This window comes from Amycolatopsis sp. CB00013 (assembly GCF_001905755.1).
GTDB lineage: Bacteria > Actinomycetota > Actinomycetes > Mycobacteriales > Pseudonocardiaceae > Amycolatopsis > Amycolatopsis japonica.
This window is the reverse complement of sequence record NZ_LIWC01000008.1, coordinates 76,894-95,613: the sequence shown is the minus strand read 5'-3', so window position 1 is coordinate 95,613 and position 18,720 is coordinate 76,894. Positions and strand designations below refer to the sequence as shown.

Annotated in this window: 16 protein-coding genes; 8 read left to right on the top strand and 8 right to left on the bottom strand. The window is 70.4% G+C overall.

What is annotated here, in order from left to right; translation table 11 throughout:
- Positions 1-72: 72 nt before the first annotated feature.
- From ispG to map, 4 genes are all read left to right on the top strand, one after another.
- Positions 73-1,224, top strand: coding sequence for a flavodoxin-dependent (E)-4-hydroxy-3-methylbut-2-enyl-diphosphate synthase (gene ispG / locus AMK34_RS40075; protein ID WP_073849032.1), 1,152 nt, complete (start codon positions 73-75; stop codon positions 1,222-1,224).
- A 154-nt stretch (positions 1,225-1,378) separates the two neighbouring features.
- Positions 1,379-2,233 carry a GNAT family N-acetyltransferase gene (locus tag AMK34_RS40070; protein WP_038509958.1) on the top strand — a complete coding sequence of 285 codons (855 nt, stop codon included), beginning with the start codon at positions 1,379-1,381 and terminating at the stop codon, positions 2,231-2,233.
- Positions 2,234-2,283: 50 nt separating this feature from the next.
- Positions 2,284-4,089, top strand: coding sequence for a penicillin-binding transpeptidase domain-containing protein (locus AMK34_RS40065; protein WP_073849031.1), 1,806 nt, complete (start codon positions 2,284-2,286; stop codon positions 4,087-4,089).
- Positions 4,090-4,112: 23 nt separating this feature from the next.
- Entirely contained in the window at positions 4,113-4,970 is an 858-nt protein-coding gene (gene map / locus AMK34_RS40060) for a type I methionyl aminopeptidase (protein ID WP_038509962.1), read from the top strand.
- Positions 4,971-5,048: 78 nt separating this feature from the next.
- Here map and AMK34_RS40055 read toward each other — a convergent pair whose 3' ends face one another.
- Positions 5,049-5,738, bottom strand: coding sequence for a FadR/GntR family transcriptional regulator (locus AMK34_RS40055; RefSeq protein WP_038509965.1), 690 nt, complete (start codon positions 5,736-5,738; stop codon positions 5,049-5,051).
- Between the two features lie 48 nt (positions 5,739-5,786).
- Here AMK34_RS40055 and AMK34_RS40050 point away from each other — a divergent pair, with 48 nt between their 5' ends.
- Complete coding sequence (locus AMK34_RS40050; RefSeq protein WP_073849030.1) at positions 5,787-7,034, top strand: CynX/NimT family MFS transporter; 1,248 nt, start codon at positions 5,787-5,789, stop codon at positions 7,032-7,034.
- Positions 7,035-7,089: 55 nt separating this feature from the next.
- Positions 7,090-7,602 carry a hypothetical protein gene (locus tag AMK34_RS40045; protein ID WP_241832969.1) on the top strand — a complete coding sequence of 171 codons (513 nt, stop codon included), beginning with the start codon at positions 7,090-7,092 and terminating at the stop codon, positions 7,600-7,602.
- Between the two features lie 77 nt (positions 7,603-7,679).
- Here the strand turns inward: AMK34_RS40045 and AMK34_RS40040 are convergent, their stop codons facing one another.
- From AMK34_RS40040 to AMK34_RS44000, 3 genes are all read right to left on the bottom strand, one after another.
- On the bottom strand, positions 7,680-9,074 hold the full coding sequence (locus AMK34_RS40040; protein WP_038509968.1) for a mycothione reductase: 1,395 nt from the start codon (positions 9,072-9,074) through the stop codon (positions 7,680-7,682).
- A 76-nt stretch (positions 9,075-9,150) separates the two neighbouring features.
- Positions 9,151-9,264 (bottom strand): M15 family metallopeptidase, encoded by a 114-nt coding sequence (locus tag AMK34_RS44005; protein ID WP_443111223.1) that lies wholly within the window; start codon positions 9,262-9,264, stop codon positions 9,151-9,153.
- A 115-nt stretch (positions 9,265-9,379) separates the two neighbouring features.
- Complete coding sequence (locus AMK34_RS44000; protein ID WP_443111222.1) at positions 9,380-9,649, bottom strand: hypothetical protein; 270 nt, start codon at positions 9,647-9,649, stop codon at positions 9,380-9,382.
- A 353-nt stretch (positions 9,650-10,002) separates the two neighbouring features.
- On the opposite strand from AMK34_RS44000, the gene AMK34_RS40030 reads away from it, so the two are divergent.
- Together AMK34_RS40030 and AMK34_RS40025 are read left to right on the top strand one after the other, a co-directional pair.
- Positions 10,003-10,836 carry a S1 family peptidase gene (locus AMK34_RS40030; protein ID WP_038522754.1) on the top strand — a complete coding sequence of 278 codons (834 nt, stop codon included), beginning with the start codon at positions 10,003-10,005 and terminating at the stop codon, positions 10,834-10,836.
- A 33-nt stretch (positions 10,837-10,869) separates the two neighbouring features.
- Positions 10,870-11,352, top strand: coding sequence for a GNAT family N-acetyltransferase (locus AMK34_RS40025; RefSeq protein WP_073849029.1), 483 nt, complete (start codon positions 10,870-10,872; stop codon positions 11,350-11,352).
- Here AMK34_RS40025 and AMK34_RS40020 read toward each other — a convergent pair.
- From AMK34_RS40020 to AMK34_RS40005, 4 genes are all read right to left on the bottom strand, one after another.
- Positions 11,318-12,505 (bottom strand): 8-amino-7-oxononanoate synthase, encoded by a 1,188-nt coding sequence (locus AMK34_RS40020; RefSeq protein ID WP_073849028.1) that lies wholly within the window; start codon positions 12,503-12,505, stop codon positions 11,318-11,320. The two genes, AMK34_RS40025 and AMK34_RS40020, sit on opposite strands and share 35 nt — an antisense overlap.
- A gap of 142 nt (positions 12,506-12,647) precedes the next feature.
- Positions 12,648-14,147, bottom strand: coding sequence for a DEAD/DEAH box helicase (locus AMK34_RS40015; RefSeq protein WP_038509977.1), 1,500 nt, complete (start codon positions 14,145-14,147; stop codon positions 12,648-12,650).
- 345 nt (positions 14,148-14,492) lie between these two features.
- Positions 14,493-15,434, bottom strand: a complete 942-nt coding sequence (locus tag AMK34_RS40010) for a serine protein kinase RIO (protein ID WP_037342368.1) — start codon at positions 15,432-15,434, stop codon at positions 14,493-14,495.
- A gap of 282 nt (positions 15,435-15,716) precedes the next feature.
- Entirely contained in the window at positions 15,717-18,581 is a 2,865-nt protein-coding gene (locus AMK34_RS40005; RefSeq protein ID WP_073849027.1) for an ATP-binding protein, read from the bottom strand.
- Between the last annotated feature and the right edge of the window lie 139 nt (positions 18,582-18,720).

Here is an 18,720-nt window from a genome sequence, read left to right as displayed (position 1 = left end):
CCAGGTAATGCTGCTCACCGTGACGGCTGACGTCGTGGATGTCCGCCGATCGGGGTAGGTACGCTTGACGGCGTGACTGTCGCTCTTGGTATGCCAGCGCTTCCTCCTCCCGTCCTCTCCGAGCGTCGCAAGACCCGACAGCTGCAGGTCGGGCCGGTGGGCGTCGGCAGCGAGCACCCGATTTCGGTGCAGTCGATGACCACCACGCTCACTTCCGACGTCAACGCGACGCTGCAGCAGATCGCCGAGCTCACCGCTGCGGGCTGTGACATCGTGCGCGTCGCGTGCCCGTCGGCGGACGACGCCGAAGCGCTGCCCGCGATCGCGAAGAAGTCGCAGATCCCGGTGATCGCCGACATCCACTTCCAGCCGAAGTACGTCTTCGCCGCGATCGAGGCGGGCTGTGCGGCGGTCCGGGTGAACCCGGGCAACATCCGCAAGTTCGACGATCAGGTCAAGGAGATCGCGAAGGCCGCGAAGGATCACGGCACCCCGATCCGGATCGGCGTCAACGCGGGTTCGCTGGACAAGCGGATCATGGACAAGTACGGCAAGGCGACCCCTGAGGCGCTGGCCGAGTCGGCGCTGTGGGAAGCGTCGCTGTTCGCCGAGCACGACTTCTACGACGTGAAGATCTCCGTGAAGCACAACGACCCGGTGGTCATGGTGCGCGCGTACGAGATCCTCGCCGAGCAGTGCGACTACCCGCTGCACCTCGGGGTGACCGAGGCGGGCCCGGCGTTCCAGGGCACCATCAAATCGGCCGTCGCGTTCGGGGCGCTGCTGCGGCAGGGAATCGGCGACACGATCCGCGTGTCGCTGTCGGCGCCGCCGGTGGAAGAGGTCAAGGTCGGGATCCAGATCCTGCAGTCGCTGAACCTCAAGGAGCGCAAGCTCGAGATCGTCTCGTGCCCCTCGTGCGGCCGTGCGCAGGTGGACGTCTACACGCTCGCCGAGCAGGTCACCGCCGGCCTGGAGGGCATGGAGGTCCCGCTGCGCGTCGCGGTCATGGGCTGCGTCGTCAACGGTCCCGGCGAAGCGCGCGAGGCCGACCTCGGTGTCGCGTCGGGTAACGGCAAGGGCCAGATCTTCGTGAAGGGCGAGGTCATCAAGACCGTGCCGGAGCACGCGATCGTCGAGACGCTGATCGAAGAGGCCATGCGCATCGCCGAGGAGTCGGGCCAGACGATCGGTGAGGGAGAGCCCACCGTCACCGTCGGCTGACTGGTCGAGACCACGCTAGGAACGGTCCTTTCCTCGCAAAATTTGCGAGGAAAGGACCGTTCCTAGCACTTGGCGGCCCCGACCTGCCGAAGTTCTCTCAGCGTGTCGTGAAGCTCGCGTTCCGTTTACGCCGCTCATCTGGCACCCTGGAGTGGTGTTGCGGCTTGCAGGTGCACGGCTGCTCGATGATCGGGACTATCCCGCGGTCCGTGCCGCGCTCGCCACAGACCCGGTCGGCAGCTGCATGGTCAGTGCCAGGGTGGAGACCGCGGGTCTCGACCCCTGGCGGCTCGGTGGCGAGCTCTGGGCCGCGGATTCCCGTCCGGTGCGCGCGGGCAGGCTCCAAGGGCTGTGCTTCTCCGGGCCGAATCTGATCCCGTTGCGCGGCAACGCCTCCGCTCTGCGTTCCTTCGCCGATCGTGCTCTGCGCCGTCAGCGGAGCTGCTCGTCGCTCGTCGGCCCGGCCGAGCAGGTACTGGGGCTGTGGGACGAACTCGAGCCGGAATGGGGCCCCGCCAGGGAAGTCCGGCACGACCAGCCGTTGATGGCGCTCGACGGGATCCCGTCCGTCGCCGCCGATCCGCTGGTCCGCGCGGTGCGCCCGGAGGAACTCGACCGGTACCTCCCGGCCGCGATCGCCATGTTCGTCGAGGAGGTCGGCGTCGACCCCCGCAACGGTGACGGTGGCGCCGGATATCGCGCCCGCGTCGCGGAGCTGATCGCCGGCGGCCGCGCGTTCGCGCGCTTCGAAGACGGCGAGGTCGTCTTCAAGGCCGAGATCGGCGCGATGTCTTCCACGGTCGGCCAGATCCAGGGGGTCTGGGTGCATCCGGAACGCCGCGGCGGCGGTCTCGGCACCGCCGGGACGGCGTCCGTGGTGACCAGGCTCGTCCGCGGGATGGGCCGCACGGCCAGCCTGTACGTCAACGCCTACAACAGTCCCGCGCTCGCCGCCTACCGCAAGATCGGCTTCCAGCAGGTCGGGCAGTACGCGACGGTTCTGTTCTAGATCGGCGTTGCGCCAGGGTGGACAGTGCCCGGACTGGCAGGATCCGGGGCATGCAAGCAGGTCGTCGTGTCGCCGTCGTCGTGCTCGCGGGGGTGGTGGGCCTCTCGGCCGCCGGGTGCGGGCTCTTCGCCGATTCCGGGCCGGAAGACGCGATCACGGGTTTCCTCGACGGGCTCGCCTCCGGTGACGTCGCCGCCGCGGCCTTCTTCACCGATTCGCCGGACGCCGCGCGGTCCTCGGTGGACATGACGCGGAAGGCGCTTTCCCCCGAGTCGATCAAGGTCGCGGCCGACGAGGTCCGGCACTCGTCCGGCGCGGACAACGCGACGGCGACCTATCGGCTCACCTGGAACCTCCCGCGCGGCCGGGTCTGGACGTACAAGGCCGACGCGCAGCTCCATTCCACCCAGGACGGCTGGAAGGTGCGCTGGCTGCCGACCGTCCTGCACCCGCAGCTGGCCGCGCAGCAGAGCATCGCGCTGAAGGCCGATCCGCCGGCTCTCGCGCCCGTGCTGGACCGCGACGGGACGCCGTTGCTGCGCCCGCAGACAGTCGTCAGCGTCGTGCTCGACCCGGCGAAGGCGGGCGACCTGGTGGCCGTCACCGACAAACTCGGCGCGGCGCTCAACCGGTTCGAGGCGTCGGTGACCGGGCAGTCGATCCGCGACGGCGTGAAGACGCTCAAACCCGGCTCCGGCTATCCGGTGGTGAGCCTGCGGGCGAACAGCTACCAAGAGGTGAAGCCCGAGATCTACGACCTGCCCGGGGTCCGGTTCAGCCAACAGGAAAGGCTGCTGCCGGACGACAAGAACTTCGGCAAGCAGGTGCTGCCCGCGGTCCGGTCGCTCGTCGAGGATCAGGTGGAGGGCTCGGCGGGCTGGCGCGTCGTCACCCTCGACACGGGCGGCGGCGAGATCGTCGACCTGCACTCCGAACACCCCAAACCGGCCCCCGCGGTCGTCAGCACGCTCAGCGTGAAGGCGCAGGGTTCGGCGGAACGGGCGCTCGCCCCGGTCCCGACGGCGGCCGCGCTCGTCGCGATCCAGCCGTCGACCGGCGAACTGCTGGCGGTGGCGCAGAACGCCCCGGCCGATCCGCAGGGCGCGATCGCGCTCACCGGCCGCTTCCCGCCGGGCTCCACGTTCAAGATGGCCACCGCCGTCGCGGCGCTGTCCGCGGGCTCGGTGCGGGCGGACAGCCCGGTGGATTGCCCGGGCACGGCCACCTTCGAGAACCGGACGGTGCCGAACGAGGGCAAGTTCGCCCTCGGTGTCGTCCCGCTCTCCACCGCGTTCGCCAAGTCCTGCAACACGACGTTCGCGAAGCTCTCGACCGATCTGCCTCCCGCCGCGCTGACCGACGCCGCGCGCGACCTCGGCGTCGGCGCCGACTTCGTGATCCCCGGCCTGACGACGATCACCGGTTCGTCACCGCCGGCGAACACCGTCGCGCAGCGGGCGGAGAACGGGTTCGGCCAGGGGACCGTCGTGGCGAGCCCGTTCGGGCTGGCGGTCGCCACCGCGACGGTCCAGTCGGGGAAGGTCCCGGTTCCGACGCTGGTGCGGGGGATGGCCACCACATCGTCCGGGCTCGGCAAACCGATCAAGCCGGAGGTGCTCGACGCGCTGCGCGGGATGATGCGCGAGGTCGTCACCGACGGCACGGCGACATTGCTCAAGCCGCTGCCGGACGTCCGGGGCAAGACCGGGACGGCGCAGTTCGGCGACGGCACGCACGCGCACGGCTGGTTCGTCGGCTACACCGGGGACCTGGCCTTCGCGGTGCTGACGACCGACGCGGGGACGTCCAGGCCCGCGGTCGAGGCCGCGCAGCGCTTCCTGACGGGGCTCGGTTAGCCGCCAGGTCGTAGGCTGGACCCATGTCCGTTCGCTCCCCCTTGAAGCCCGGCGTCCAGACGCCGAGGCGAGTCGTCCCCGCCAGCATCGCCCGTCCCGAGTACGTCGACCGGCCGGCGCCGAAACGCGACACGGGCAACGGGGTCCGCACGCCCGAGGTGATCGAGGCGATGCGGGTCGCGAGCCGGATCGCGGCGCAGGCGCTGGAGGAGGGCGGCAAGGCCGTCAAGCCCGGTGCGACCACCGACGACATCGACAAGGTGATCCACGAGTTCCTGCTGGACAACCACGCGTACCCGTCGACACTCGGCTACCGCGCGTTCCCGAAGTCGTGCTGCACCTCGCTCAACGAGGTGATCTGCCACGGCATCCCGGATTCGACGGTGATCGAGGACGGCGACATCTGCAACATCGACGTCACCGCGTTCATCGGCGGCGTCCACGGCGACACCAACGCGACGTTCCTGGCGGGCGACGTCTCGGAGGAGGCGCGGCTGCTGGTCGAGCGCACGCGCGAGGCGACCATGCGCGCCATCAAGGCCGTCCGCCCCGGCAGGCAGCTCAACGTCATCGGCCGTGTCATCGAGGCGTACGCGAAGCGGTTCGGCTACGGGGTCGTGCGCGACTTCACCGGCCACGGTGTCGGGCCGGCGTTCCACACCGCGCCGACCGTCCTGCACTACGAGGAGCCGTCCGTCGAGACGGTCATCGAGCAGGGCATGACCTTCACGATCGAGCCGATGATCACCCTCGGCACCATCGACTACGACATCTGGGCCGACGACTGGACCGTCACCACCAAGGACAAGAAGTGGACGGCCCAGTTCGAGCACACCCTCGTGGTGACCGAGGACGGCGCGGAGATCTTGACCCTGCCGTAGGCGGGCTGAAGGGGCCCTTCACCGCATGCGATGCGGTGAAGGGCCCCTTCGCTGCGTCCTATGCGGGGAAAGTCCCCTTCAGCTCTCGTCCTGCTCCACCCTGGCCAGGAGTTCGTCCAGGAAACCGCACGCCTCGCTGGCGGCACGGTCGGCGTCGCGGTCGGCGATGGCCTCGGCGAGGCCTTCATGCCCTATCTCCGGCAGATACTCGCGCCCCGGCGTCACGTTCGACGTGGCGGCCACGCTGGCCGTGATCACCTCGGTGAGCCCGCGGTACATCTCGGTCAGCAGGGTGTTATGTCCACTTTGGACGACCGCGAAGTGGAATTCCGCGTCGAGGCGGGCGAAGTCCTCCCAATGGCCGTCGCGCAGCTCGGCGTTGCGGCGTTCGAGCAGGGACCGCAGCTCGACGACCTCCTCCTCGGTCCGCGACACGGCCGCGAGCCGGGCGCCTTCGACCTCGAGGATGCGCCGCACCTGCAGCACCTCGCGCAGTTCGGAACCGCAGAGCCGCCGGATGGCGCCCGAGACCTCGCTCGTCGCCCGCACGTAGGTTCCGTCGCCCTGGCGGACCTCGAGCAGCCCCGTGTGCGCGAGCGCGCGAACGGCCTCGCGGACGGTGTTGCGTCCGACGCCGAGTTGCCCGGCCAGCTCAGGTTCCGTCGGAATCCGCTGACCGATGGGCCATTCTCCCTGCGTGACGGCGTCACGCAGCTGCTCGATGACCTGATCGACCAGGCCGGCACGGCGCGTGGTGGCCAATGGCACAGCGTTGTCCCTTCATCCAATCATCCTATGTATGTGATACTAGCCGACGTGCGTGTCGACTCTCGAGAATCCGTGGCCCCGTTCGACGAAAGCCTTGAACTCGAAGGCTCGATCGAAACGGAGTGGCGGCCGGGAGTGATCACCGGCGGCGTTCTGCTCGGTGTCGCGGTGATCCTGGTGGCCCTCAATCTGCGGCCCGCGATCACCAGTATCGGCCCCATGCTCGGCGAAATGCGCGACGACCTCGGCGCCACGGCGACCTGGGCCGGCGTGCTCACCACGCTCCCCGGCCTCTGTTTCGCCGCCGCCGGACTCGCCGCGCCGCTGCTGGCCCGCCGGTTCGGCATCGGCGCGGCCATCGCGTCCGCGCTTTCGGTGCTGGCCGTCGGCCTGGTGCTGCGCGTGATCGACGGACCGTACGTCGTGCTCGGGGGAACCCTGGTCGCCACGGCGGGAATCGCCTTGGCGAACGTACTGATCCCGGTCGTCATCAAGGACTCCTTCCCGGCACGTGTCGGCATGATGACCGGCGTGTACACCGCCGCTCTGCAGGGCGGGGGCGCCCTGGGGTCCGCGCTCACCCCTCCCTTGGAGAACGCGTTCGGCGGCTGGCGCCAAGGTCTCGGCGCCTGGTCGGTCTTGGCGGTGCTCGCACTCCTCGTCTGGATTCTCGCAGCCCGCGGTGCGGGACGTGCGCCCGTTGCCGAGGCAGGCAAGCAGGGTAGCGGGCGATCGCTCCTGCGTAGCCCCCTTGCGTGGATGGTCACGCTTTTCTTCGGCACTCAGGCCTTTTTGGCCTACGTCGTGATGGGCTGGCTGCCGGAGGTGATGATCGACGCGGGGGTGAGCAAGGGTGATTCCGGGCTGCTGCTCGGGTTGATCTCGCTCATCGCCGTCCCGATCAGTCTCGTGGTGGCGCCGATGGCGGCCCGGCACAAGAGCCAGAGCCCGTGGATCGTCGGGCTGGGCGTTCCCGGCTTCGTCGGCATGGTCGGCATGATGGTCGCGCCCGCCGCTTCGCCGCTGCTCTGGTGCCTCCTCATCGGGCTCGGGATGAGCGTCTTCTCGCTCGCGCTGACGGTGATCGCGCTGCGGGCTCGCACCGGCGAGGACACCGCGCGGCTGTCGGGGATGGCGCAGGGCATCGGCTACCTGATGGCGGCCGTCGGGCCGTTCCTCTTCGGGCTGCTTCACGACCTCACCCACGGCTGGACCGTCCCCTGGATCATGATGCTCGTGGTCTTCGCCGCTCAGATGACCTTCGGTGCCTTCGCCGGTCGTCGCCGCTTCGTCTGAACGCGTTCAAAAAACTTCTTGACCCGTCCCGGGGCGGAGCCATAACCTGAGCGAGTTGAACCTGTTCAAAAACTCGGTCCTGGGGGTCGGCGTGGTGGAGGGACTGGCGTACGGCTCGGCTCTGGCGTGTTTCGCCGCGGTGTGCGTCGCCGTGGTGCCGGAGCGGGCGCCCGCGGTGCTCTCGCCGCACGAGTTCTACCGCGCCGTCGACCGGGTGTGCGTGCAGGTGTGGAAGGACAGTGGCGCCGATATCCAGCGCTACTGGCCGGATCCGGAGGGGGAGGCCGCGACGGAGCTGCGCAAGTGGCAGCACTACGTCGCGGTGAAGGTGGACGACGCCAAGGACGTCCTCAAGGGGGCGACGAGGGTCCGCACGGTGCCAGGAGGGGCGGCATCGGCGCGGGAGGAGTTCTTGGCGGCGACCCGCCGGTACGTCGAGGCGGGTGAGCGGTTCTCGGGGGAGGGAGCCCGCTCGCCCGCCCTGATGGCCGTCTCGGACATCACGGGGAACGCGGTCGGCGAGCTGGCGGCACGGAACGGGGCCCGCGCCTGCGACCGCGTCGTCTGACCGGCGCGTTTAGTCCTCTGAATGCGCCTCACCCGGGCGTCCGGGGAGCGCATTCAGAGGACTAAATGCGGCGGGGGTCAGTCCAGGGGCAGGTTCAGCAGTGCGTTCTCGACCAGTTCCGGCATCGCCGGGTGGATCCAGTACTGCCCGCGCGCCATGCTCTTCGCGTCCAGCCCGAAGCTCATCGCCTGGATCAGCGGCTGGATCACCGAAGACGCCTGCGGGCCGATGATGTGCGCGCCGAGCAGCTGCCCGGTGGCCGGGTCGGCGAGCAGCTTCGCGAAGCCGGTGGTGTCCTCCATCGCCCAGCCGTAGGCGATGCCGGCGTAGTCCTGATGCGACGTCACGTACGACACGCCACGCTCGCGCGCCTCGCGTTCGGTCAGCCCGACGGAGGCGACCTGTGGCGAGGTGAACACCGCGTGCGGGACGAACCGGTGGTCGGCTTCGATCCGCTCGTCCGGGTGCAACAGGTTGTGCTGCACCACGCGCTGCTCGTGGTTCGCGACGTGCTTCAGCTCGAAGACCGACGAGATGTCGCCGAGCGCGTAGATCCCGTCGACCACGGTCTGCTGGTACTCGTCGACCACGACGTGCCCGCGCTCGCCCGTGGTCACGCCGGTGGCGGCGACGTCCAGGAGGTCGGAGTTCGGCGTGCGTCCGGTCGCGACCAGCAGCACGTCGGCCTCGACGGTTTCGGCGCCCTCCGGGCCTTCGAGGTCCAGTGCGACCCCCGACGCGGTCTTGCGTGCTCGCACGGTCTTCCGGTCGAGCCGGACGTCGAACCGCTGCGCGGCCAGCTCGGTGAACCGGGCGCTGACGTCGTCGTCCTCGGACCGCAGCAGCGCGCCGGAGCGGTTGACCACGGTCACGTCCACTCCGAACGAGGCGAAGACGTGCGCGAACTCGGCCGCGATGTAGCCGCCGCCGAGGATCACGATGCTCGACGGCAGCTCGTCGAGCCGCATCACCGTGTCGGAGGTGTGGTAGCCGGTCTCGGCGAGGCCGGGGATGTCCGGGATCACCGGCCGCCCACCGGCGGCGAGCACGAACTTGTCGGCGGTGATCGTCTCGGCCGGGCGGCCGTCGGAGTAGCTCACCCGAAGTTCCTTGTGCCCGGTGAAGCGGCCTTCGCCCTCGTACACGGTGACGTTCTTGTTGTCCTCGTGCTGGACGCGGTACTCCCGGCCGCCGGCGGCGATCGGGTCGATCCGGCCGAAGATCCGGTCGCGCACGTCGCGCCAGCGGACGCCGGTCAGCTCCTCGTCGACGCCGAACTTCGACGACGTGGCGGGGGTGGCCGCGACGTTGGCGGCGTGTACGAACATCTTCGTCGGGATGCAGCCCACGTTCAGGCAGGTGCCGCCGAACGTGCCCTTCTCCACGATCGCCGTGTTCCAGTCCGCGAAGCGCGGGTCGAGGATCGAGTTGCCCGATCCGGTACCGACGATCACCAGGTCGTAGTGGGGCACGCTGTCTTCCTTTGCGGCGGGAGCGGGGATGGTTCCGACTCTAGCCAACTTGTCACGGCGGCCGGTTGTTCCCGGTTCAGCGGCCGGTGGAGCTGAAGTGCATCCGGTCCGTCGGCGTCGTCCAGGAGCCGCCCCACGTCCAGCCGATCGCGGCGAAGGCGGCCACCGTCGGATCTCCTGCGGTGATCATTCCCGGCCGCCGGTTTCCCCGGTCGAGGTACGCCGACGCGAGTTCGGGCAGGACGAGGTCGCCCTTGGTGTTGTTCCCGTCACCCGTCGGGGAGCGGTGAGTTCGGCGGGAGCGGTCACGCGCCCCTCTTTTGATCGTCTACTGCCTCGATCGGGAACTTCGCGGCGAACAACCGCCCGAACACGGTGACGACGGCGTTCGCGACCGACGCGTTCACGAGCATTTCCCCGGTGTGCGCGCGGCCGTCGAAACCCCAGAACGACAACGTGAGATAGCGCAATTCACCCGCCGTGACCGGGCAGGCCGGCTGCCACGTGCTGCGCGCGAGAACCCCTGCGGGAACGGGATTCACCGTGCCCGCGAAGGATCTGCCCGAAACCGTCACGGCGCAAGGGAAGCGGCTTCGCGCCGACCTGCCAGACCGGTGCGGGCGGCGGGACCGACGCGGCCGGAGTCGTTGCCGCCGAAGAGGTTTCCGCGGGGCGGGCGGGAACGGGGCCGGGCGGCGCGGGGCTCGAACACGAAGAAAGCAGAAGGGCCGTAGCCGCCAGAACCGTCGCCGTAGCCCGCACGACGTCCAGGGTGACAGATGCGTTCGGTGAGCACAGTTCCACCCGTTTCAGTGACACCGCATCGGGCTTTCTCCGATTAGGGTATTCGCGATCGCTCGTGTACGCGCTGGAGTCGAATGACTTCCCAGGGTTTGACCGTACGTACGCCCCGGTGAAGGGAAAGAACATGCCCAAGAAGTCACGTCGCACGCTGCTGCTCGCGGTCGGAGCGGTCCTCGCGACGGCGGTGATGGTGCCGGTCGCGGTCAACAGCGCGTCGGCGGACGACAGCGCGGTGAGCGGCCCGGATCAGGCCGCCCAGCCGCGGATCGTGGGCGGTGGCAAGGCTTCGGTCTCGCAGTATCCGTACGCGGTCTACTTGGCCGATCGCGGCGGCAACCAGTACTGCGGCGCGGTGATCGTCAGTTCCACGACGGTCGCGACGGCGGCGCACTGCGCGGTCGCGGTCAAACGCGCCGACGTCCGCGTGGTGGCGGGTCGCGAGGACAAGCGTTCGCGCGACGGCGTCGAGCTGCGGGTCTCGCGGATCTGGGTCAGCCCCGACTACAGCGGCGATCCCGGCAAGGGCGACGACATCGCGGTGATGACGGTCAGCGGTCAGCTGCCGTACCGGCCCGCGAAGGTCGCGGACAACGGCAACGCCGACCTGTACCAGGAAGGCACGAAGGCGACGGTCCTCGGCTGGGGCCGGGTCGCCGACGGCGGCGCGCGGTCGGACTACCTGCGCAGCGCGGTCGTCCCCGTGGTCAGCGACAAGACCTGCCGCACCGCGTACTCGGGCTACGACCCGAGCGACATGGTGTGCGCCGGCTACGACGAGGGCGGCGTCGACGCCTGCCAGGGCGATTCGGGCGGACCGCTCATGGTGGGGGACACGCTGATCGGCATCGTGTCGTTTGGCGAAGGGTGCGCGAAGGCGGGCAAACCCGGTGTCTACACCCGCGTCTCCCATTTCGCGAACGAGATCTCCCAGCAGAAGAACCGGGGCCTGATCGGCTGATCGGTGCCTTCTTCACGTCCGATGTGCTAACAAGTGGGCGTGAGCACCGACACCCCGATCATCGAGACCTCGTCGTTCCCGCTGTCCGTCGCCGGTGACGAGATCACCGCCGCGCAGCTGCACGGCATCCTCCGCCTGCGCGTGGACGTGTTCGTCGTCGAGCAGGACTGCGCCTATCACGAGATCGACGGACGCGACCTCCTGCCCGGCACGCGGCACCTCTGGGTCGGCGGTTCCGTCGCCGTCGACTCGTACCTGCGGGTGTTGCAGGACGCCGGCGGCACCTTCCGTATCGGCCGGGTGTGCACGGCCGTCCGCTCACGCGGCAAAGGGCTCGCGGGACGGCTGATGGAGACCGCCCTCGCGGGGATCGGGGACGCGCCGTGCGTCCTCGACGCGCAGACGTACGCGACGAAGTTCTACGCCAAGTACGGCTTCGTGGTGGAGGGCGAGGAGTTCATGGAAGACGGGATCCCGCACCTCACGATGTGGCGCCGGGAGGCGCCGCAGCAGTGATCACCCCGACCGCGCGGTCCACGTCGGCCTCGGTGAGGTCGGCCCGCGCGGTCAGGCGCAGGCGGGAGATGCCGTCGGGTACGGACGGCGGCCGGAAGCAGCCGACGCGCACGCCCTGATCCGCGCAGGCGGCCGCCCACGCGACGGCGGCCTCCGGCGACGGCGCCTGCACCGAGATCACCGCGGCGTCCGGGAGACCGACCCAGAAACCCGCCGATTTCAGTTGCATCGCAAGGTTTCCCGCGGCTTCGGTGACCTTGGTGGCCAGCTCCGGCTCGGCCTTCAGCGCGGTGAGGGCGGCCAGCGCGGCGGCGGCACTGGCGGGCGCGAGCCCGGTGTCGAAGATGAAACTGCGCGCGGTGTCCACGAGATGTTTGATCACGCGACGCGGCCCGAGCACCGCTCCGCCTTGTGCCCCAAGGGATTTCGACAGCGTGATCGTAGTGACGACGTCCGGCGCGCCGGAGAGCCCCGCCGCGTGGACGGCGCCGCGGCCGCCCTCGCCGAGGACGCCGAAACCGTGCGCGTCGTCGACGAGCAGCGACGCGCCGTGCTCCCGGCAGACACCGGCGAGCTGCTCCAACGGGGCGATGTCACCGTCGACGGAGAACACGGAATCGGTGACGACGAGGGCGCGCGGTTTGCGGCGGGTCGCCAGCGCGTGCTTGAAGGCGTTCGGGTCGCTGTGCGCGACGGCGGCGATGTCCGACCGGGACAGGCGGCAGCCCTCGATCAGCGAGGCGTGGATGTACTTGTCCGTGACGATCGCGGAATCCGCGCCGGACAGGGCCGTGACGGCGCCGAGGTTCGCGGTGAAACCGGACGAGAAGACCAGCGCGGCCTGCGTGCCGCAGAAGCGGGCGAGTTCGTGCTCGAGTTCGGCGTGGACCTCGGTGGTGCCGGAGACGAGACGGGAGCCGGTCGCCCCCGCGCCCCACCGCAACGCGGCCGCGGCCGCCGCGCCGGCGACGCGCTTGTCCCTGGCGAGCCCGAGGTAGTCGTTTCCGGCGAGGTCGAGCTCCGGCTCCTGCGCCTGCCGGATGCGCAGCTTGCGCACCAGCCCGGCCTCGGCCCGCTTCTCAGCCTCCACGTCGAGCCAGTCGAAGACCTGGTCGGGCGGGAGGTTCTGGGAGGCGGGGCCGGGAGAAGTCACGTCCCGCAGTCTCCCATCCGCCGTTTCCCGATGGACGTGGTGGTCCCCACTCCGAACGCAATGAAAGGTCCTTTCCTCGCAAATTTTGCAAGGAAAGGACCTTTCATGGCACTAGCCGCCGGAAGGACCGGCTTCAGTCACGTCAGCTGTCGTAGCTGCGACGCGGGCGTCCGCCCGGACGCTGCGGACGGCCGTTGCCGCCACCGCCCTCACCACGACGCGGGCGGCCGCGGAAGCCACCGGGACGGCCGCCTTCGCGGTGACCGTGACCCTCGCGCGAACCCTGGTAGCCGCGGTCGCCGCCACCGTAGCCGCGGCCACCGCCGCGACGCGGGGACTCACGACGACGCTCGACGACCGGCTCGCCGCTGGGCTGCTGCGCACCGGTGATGCGGGCGAGCTCGGCGTCGCCCGGGCGGACCGTGGTCTGCTCGGCGCGGACGCCGGCGCGGTCGGTCATCCGGCGCACCATGCGGCGCTGGTCGTGGGTGACCAGCGTGACCACGACACCGGACGCCCCGGCGCGCGCGGTGCGGCCGGCGCGGTGCAGGTAGTCCTTGTGGTCGGCGGCCGGGTCGACGTGCAGCACCAGCGAGATGTCGTCGACGTGGATACCGCGCGCGGCGACGTCCGTGGCGACGAGGACGGGCGCGTAGCCCTCCTTGAAGTCCGCGAGGACGCGGTTGCGCTGGCCCTGGGTCTTGCCACCGTGCAGGGCGGCCGCGTGGACGCCCTTCTCGCGCAGGCGCTCGGTCAGGCGGTCCACGTGGTGCTTGGTGCGGACGAACATGATCGTGCGGCCCTCACGGGCGCCGATCTCGGTGATGATGTCCTGCTTGTCCTGGTGCGACACCTGGAACACGTGGTGGTCCATGGTGGTGACGCTCGCGGTCGACGGGGCGACCGAGTGCGTGACCGGGTCGGTCAGGTACGCGCGGACCAGCCGGTCGACGTCACCGTCGAGGGTGGCCGAGAACAGCAGGCGCTGGCCGCGGGCCGGGGTCAGGTCCAGGATCTCGCGGACCTGCGGCATGAAGCCCATGTCGGCCATCTGGTCGGCCTCGTCGAGCGCGACGAAGTTGACGTCGGACAGCGACGCGGTGCCCTGGCGGACGTGGTCCGACAGCCGGCCGGGGGTGGCGATCAGCAGGTCGACGCCGCGGGAGAGCGCGTCGGCCTGGCGGGTGAAGGCCATGCCGCCGACGGCGGTGCGGCACCACAGGCCGAGGGCCTTGGCCAGCGGGGTCAGCGAGTCGGCGACCTGCATGGCCAGCTCGCGGGTCGGGACCAGGATCAGCGCGCGGGGGTGCTTCGGACGGGCACGGCCGCCGTTGAGCCGGGTCAGCATCGCGAGGCCGAAGGCCAGGGTCTTGCCGGAACCGGTCTGGGCGCGGCCGAGCACGTCGCGACCGGCGAGCGCGTCGGGGATGGTCGCCGACTGGATCGGGAACGGGGTGGTGATACCGGCGTCGGCCAGCGCCCGCAGCAGCGGGTCGGGAAGGCCGAGTTCCGCCCAGGTCTTCGCCTTGACCGTCTCGACGGCGTCTTCACGCAGCATCGCGTCACCCGCGGGGCGGGTGCGCGGCTTGCGGTGCTGACGCGCCGACGGTGAGACGTGGCCGGAGTTGAACGTGACTGTCACAAATGCCTCTCGGACGTGGCACGTCGCAAGGAGGCCCGGGCTGCCCGCACGCAGGCAGGGCAAGATGGTGTGCACAGATGGGCGTTCACAGGGACGAACCCGGCACACCGCGTCTGCGTGACACCGCGCGCCAATGGATTGATACGGATACCGCGAGCCATTCGGTTGGCTTTGGAGGCGACGGACACCAACTCATCCACGCCGCCGGTTGCGGTCTGTCACTACTGTACCGGACCGTTATCCGGCCTCCCAACTGGAGGGAGCGATTGTGGGCAGGGTCTCCACGGTGGGGTCTTTCCCGGCGTGATCGTGCCGGGAAAGACCCCTTCGAGACACTGTGGACGGTCAGCGGAGGCCCGCGATCTCCTGCAGCTCCTCGATCAGCTCCGGCACCGCCGTGAGCCGCTCCGGCAGCCCCCGCGAGTGGAACCAGGTCGCGATGTTGCGCACGTCCCGCGCGAGGAACTCCAGCCCGCCGGGATTGGCCACGATGTCGACCACCTGGGGCAGGTCGATCACCATGATCCGTTCGCGGTGCACGAGCAGGTTGTACGCCGAGAGGTCACCGTGCGCGAGCCCCTGCGACGCCAGCAGTTCCAGCATCGCCGAGGTCTGGAACCACAGTTCCCGCAACTGGTCGGGCTCCGGCCGGACCTGTGCCAGCCGCGGCGCGGCCGTCTCGCCCTCGCCGAGGAATTCCAGCAGCAGTTCGGTGCCGTCGCGCTGCACCGGGTACGGCACGGGCGCGCCGACCGACCAGAGCCTGCTCAGCGCGCCGAACTCGGCGACGGCCCACTGTTCGGCGATGAGGTTGCGGCCGAAGCTGCTGCGCGACTCCATCGCCCGCATCTCCCGCGAACGCCGCATCCGCCTGCCTTCGAGGTAGCCGGCGTCACGATGGAACAGCCGGTGCTCGCCGCTGCGGTACCGCTTGGCGGCTAGCACGGTGCCCTCGGTGCCGGGCAGGTTGCGCCGGACGAGGTGGACGTCCGCCTCCTTGCCGGTTTTGAGGATGCCGAGCTCGGTGTCGACCGCCGCCAGTTCGGTGATCACCCAGTCCGGGCGCGGCAGCGGTCCTTGCTCCGCTTCTCCCCAGGTGCTCCAGCGGTCGGCGCCGTCGGGGATGGCGGTCTCGGTGTAGGCGTCCTCCCGCAACCGGGCGAGGCGGACGCGTTCGGCTTCGGTGAGCCGTCCGCCTCGGGTGGGTTCGGGTTCGTCGTCGAAACGGGCACGACGGGTACGGCGAGGACGTTGTTCGTAAGACTCTTCGAGATCGTGCTTGCGCACTGGTGGGTTCTCCTAGATCAGGGATGCCCCACCGGGCGAGCGTCGTGGCTCCGCGCTCAGCCGCGAGGGGCGAGTGGATGGGGGCGGCCAGGGCCCCGGACAGTCATCAGCACGAGGCACCTCCCTGTCGCATCCACCGGCTCCCTGCCGGATCGCGGACGATCATCCCCGACCCCCGCGGCCGTGCGCAACCGATTTAATTTCCGGTCGCGGCCAAGTACATGAAGGCCCCCTTCCGTGCGCCAGACGCAAGGAAGGGGGCCTTCATGTACTTGCTGATCGCTACGCCGACCGCAGCCCCGCCAGCTCACTCCGCGACCGCACCTTCAGCTTCCGCAGCACGCTCGCGACGTGCTGTTCCACCGTGCGCCGGGACAGGAACAGCACCTCGGCGATCTCCCGGTTGGTGTGCCCGGCGGCCAGCAGGCGGGCGACATCGCGCTCCCGTGGCGACAGCTCGTCGCCGTAACCCCGGCGGCCGCGCCGAGAGGGAGCGACGGCGCCGGTGGACCGGAAGGCGTGGCGGCAGCGCGCGGCGTCACGCGTGGCGCCGAGGTGGTCGAAGGTCTCGGCGAGCGCCGCGAACGTCTCGGCGACGTCCTCGTTGCGGGCCAGGCGGCAGCGCGCGGCCCGTTCGGCGATCAGCGCCGCGTGATAGGGCGCGGGGAGCGCCTCGAAGCGGGTCCGCGCCTGCTCGAAGGCCTCGATCGCCTCCGCGTGGTCGCCCCGGGACGCCGCGACGAGCCCGCGGTTCGCGGCGAGCGCGGCCCGGGTCGACGGTGCGTCGAGGTCGCCGACCTCGCGTTCGAACTCGTCCGTCAGCGCTTGCGCCTCGGTGTCCCGCCCCGTGGCGCAATACGCGTCGACGGCGGCCATGACCAGATCGGCGCCCCAGGCCCAGACACCCTTGGCGCGCAAGAGTTCCAGTCCCTTCTCGGCCTGCGTCACGGCGGCTTCGCCGAGGTCCTGCGCGAGCAGCATGCCCGACATCCCGGCGTGCGCGGCGATCGCGACCGGGGTGAACGCGTTCTCGGGCTGATCCGCCGCGGTACCGGCGAACCGGGCCGCGGCCTCGTCCCATTCGCCGCGCGCGGCGGCGAGCAGGCCCAGCACCAGGCACAGTTCGCTGGTCACCGGCAGGAGGTCGCGGTACTCGTCGATCAGCGCGCCCGCCCGTTCGGCGAGGCCGTCCCAGTTGCCGGTGAGCCAGTCGGTGTGGACGGCCGTCGCGCGGGCGGTGCTGACGACGTACGGCGCACCGCAGTCGGCGGCGAGCTGCATCCCGCTGCGCAGCAGGCTCCTGGCCCGCCGGTGGTGGCCGGTCCAGGCGCAGGCGTCGGCGCTGTTGCAGTGCAGCCGCGCCAGATGCCGTTGTTCGTCGGCGGAACCGACGGTGGTGGGCGCCCGGTCCAGCATGTCCCAGCCGCGTGTGTCCCCGATGTGCAGCCGTGACGCCGCGTTGTTGGCCAGCAGGATGATCTTCAATCGCCGGTCGGTCGCCCGGTCGATGAGCTCGTCCACCCGGTCCATCCAGCGCCGGTGCTCCCGCAGCGGGGTCGCGCCGACCCACGGCTGGGCGAGGACGCCCATCCCGCGGCCCGCCAGATCGGGCCGGTCGGAGAGGTCGTTGACGGCGATCTCGATCTCGGTCCGCGCCGCCTCCAGTCCGCCCGCCTGGCGCACCAGCAGGAGCCCGAGCCCCAGCCGGACCTCGCCGCTCAAGCGCCCGGACAGCCTGCCGTCGGTGAGCAGCCGCTCCAGCGCCGGGACGACTTCGGTCTGCGCGAGTCCGTTGCACGCCACCGAGCTGAACTTGACCGCGAGTCTGTCCACATCGGACGGTTGAAGACCGGGTTCGTCGAGCAGGGTGCGGAGCAGATCGGTCGCGGTGGCGAGATCGCCGACCGTCGACGCCTGATCCGCGGCGGCTTCGCCGTACTTCAGGGCACCGGCCCGGTCGCCCGCCTTCCGGCAGTGTTCGGCCAGCCGCACCAAGGACTGCGGGAGGCGGTCGCGCAGCAGGCGCGCGGCCCGCCGGTGCAGTTCCTGGCGATCGGGACCGGGGATGGTGAGATACGCGGCTTGCCGGGCGAACGCGTGCCGGAAGCCGTACCTGCCTTCTCCGGACTCGACGAGGACGTTGCGTTCGAGCGCGAGGACCAGCGCGCGGCGGGCGCGTTCGGGGGTGAGCGCGGCCACGGCGGCCAGCAGGTCCGAAGTGGACGGTGTGCCGAGGACGGCGGCGGCCTCGGCGATCCGCCGGGCGGCGGGCGGCAGCGCCATGAGGCGTTCGACCGTCGCTTCCCGCAGCAGCGCCGGGACTTCGACGGTGTCGAGCAGACGTCGCGCGGTCGCGCCGTCGGCGTGCACCGCGCCTTCGACGCCGCCGATCGCGTGCACGATCTCCTCGACGACGAACGGGATCCCCGCGGTCCGCTCGTGCAGCCGCGCGGCGAACTCGGCGGAGACGTTCGCTTCGCCGAGCAGGGCCGAAACCAGCGCCTGGACGCCGTCGCGGTCCAACGGCCGGAGGGTGACGAGCGCGTGCGCGGTGCCGGGGGCGGGCCGGTAGGCGCTGCCGAGCGGGATGCCGCCGGGAGTCTCCTCGCGCCGGTATGTGAGCAGGAGCGTCAGGCCCGCGGGTGGTTCGGTCATCAGGAACCGCAGCAGGCGGCGGGAACCGTCGTCCGCCCAGTGGAGGTCTTCGATGAGCAGGACGTGCGGGCCCAGCGAGCCGAGCAGTTCCCGGACGGCGCGGAAGAGCTGATGGCGTTCGGTCCTCGGATCGGACGGCCGCGGCGGCGGCTGAGGCAGGAATGCCGCGAGCTCGGGCAGGTAAGGCGCGAGGACACCGGTCACCGGGCTGAGCTCACGCGCCGGGCGGACGTCCTTCAGCGCGTCGAAGATCACGCCGTACGGGAAAGGCTCGCGCAGCGGCTGGCAGGTCGCGGTGAGCACCGGCCGTCCGGCCAGTTCGGCGCAGGCCAGCAGTTCGGTGGCGAGCCGGGTCTTGCCCACCCCCGCTTCGCCTTCGAGCATGATCACCGACGGCGAGCGCAACGCGCCGTCGAGGAGCTCGCGTAATTCCGCCTCACGGCCGACGAGTACCGGCGAACTCGTCCTGCGTCGGCAGCCACCGATCACCATGCCGGGTCACCCCCGCTTCACGAACCACACCGTTCGAGTGAACGCAGCTTAAGCGCGGTTTCGATGATCACGGAACCCGCTCGGGCGGTCACCCGACTTTCGTAGGGACGGGGGATTTCGCCATTAGATACGTAGTCCT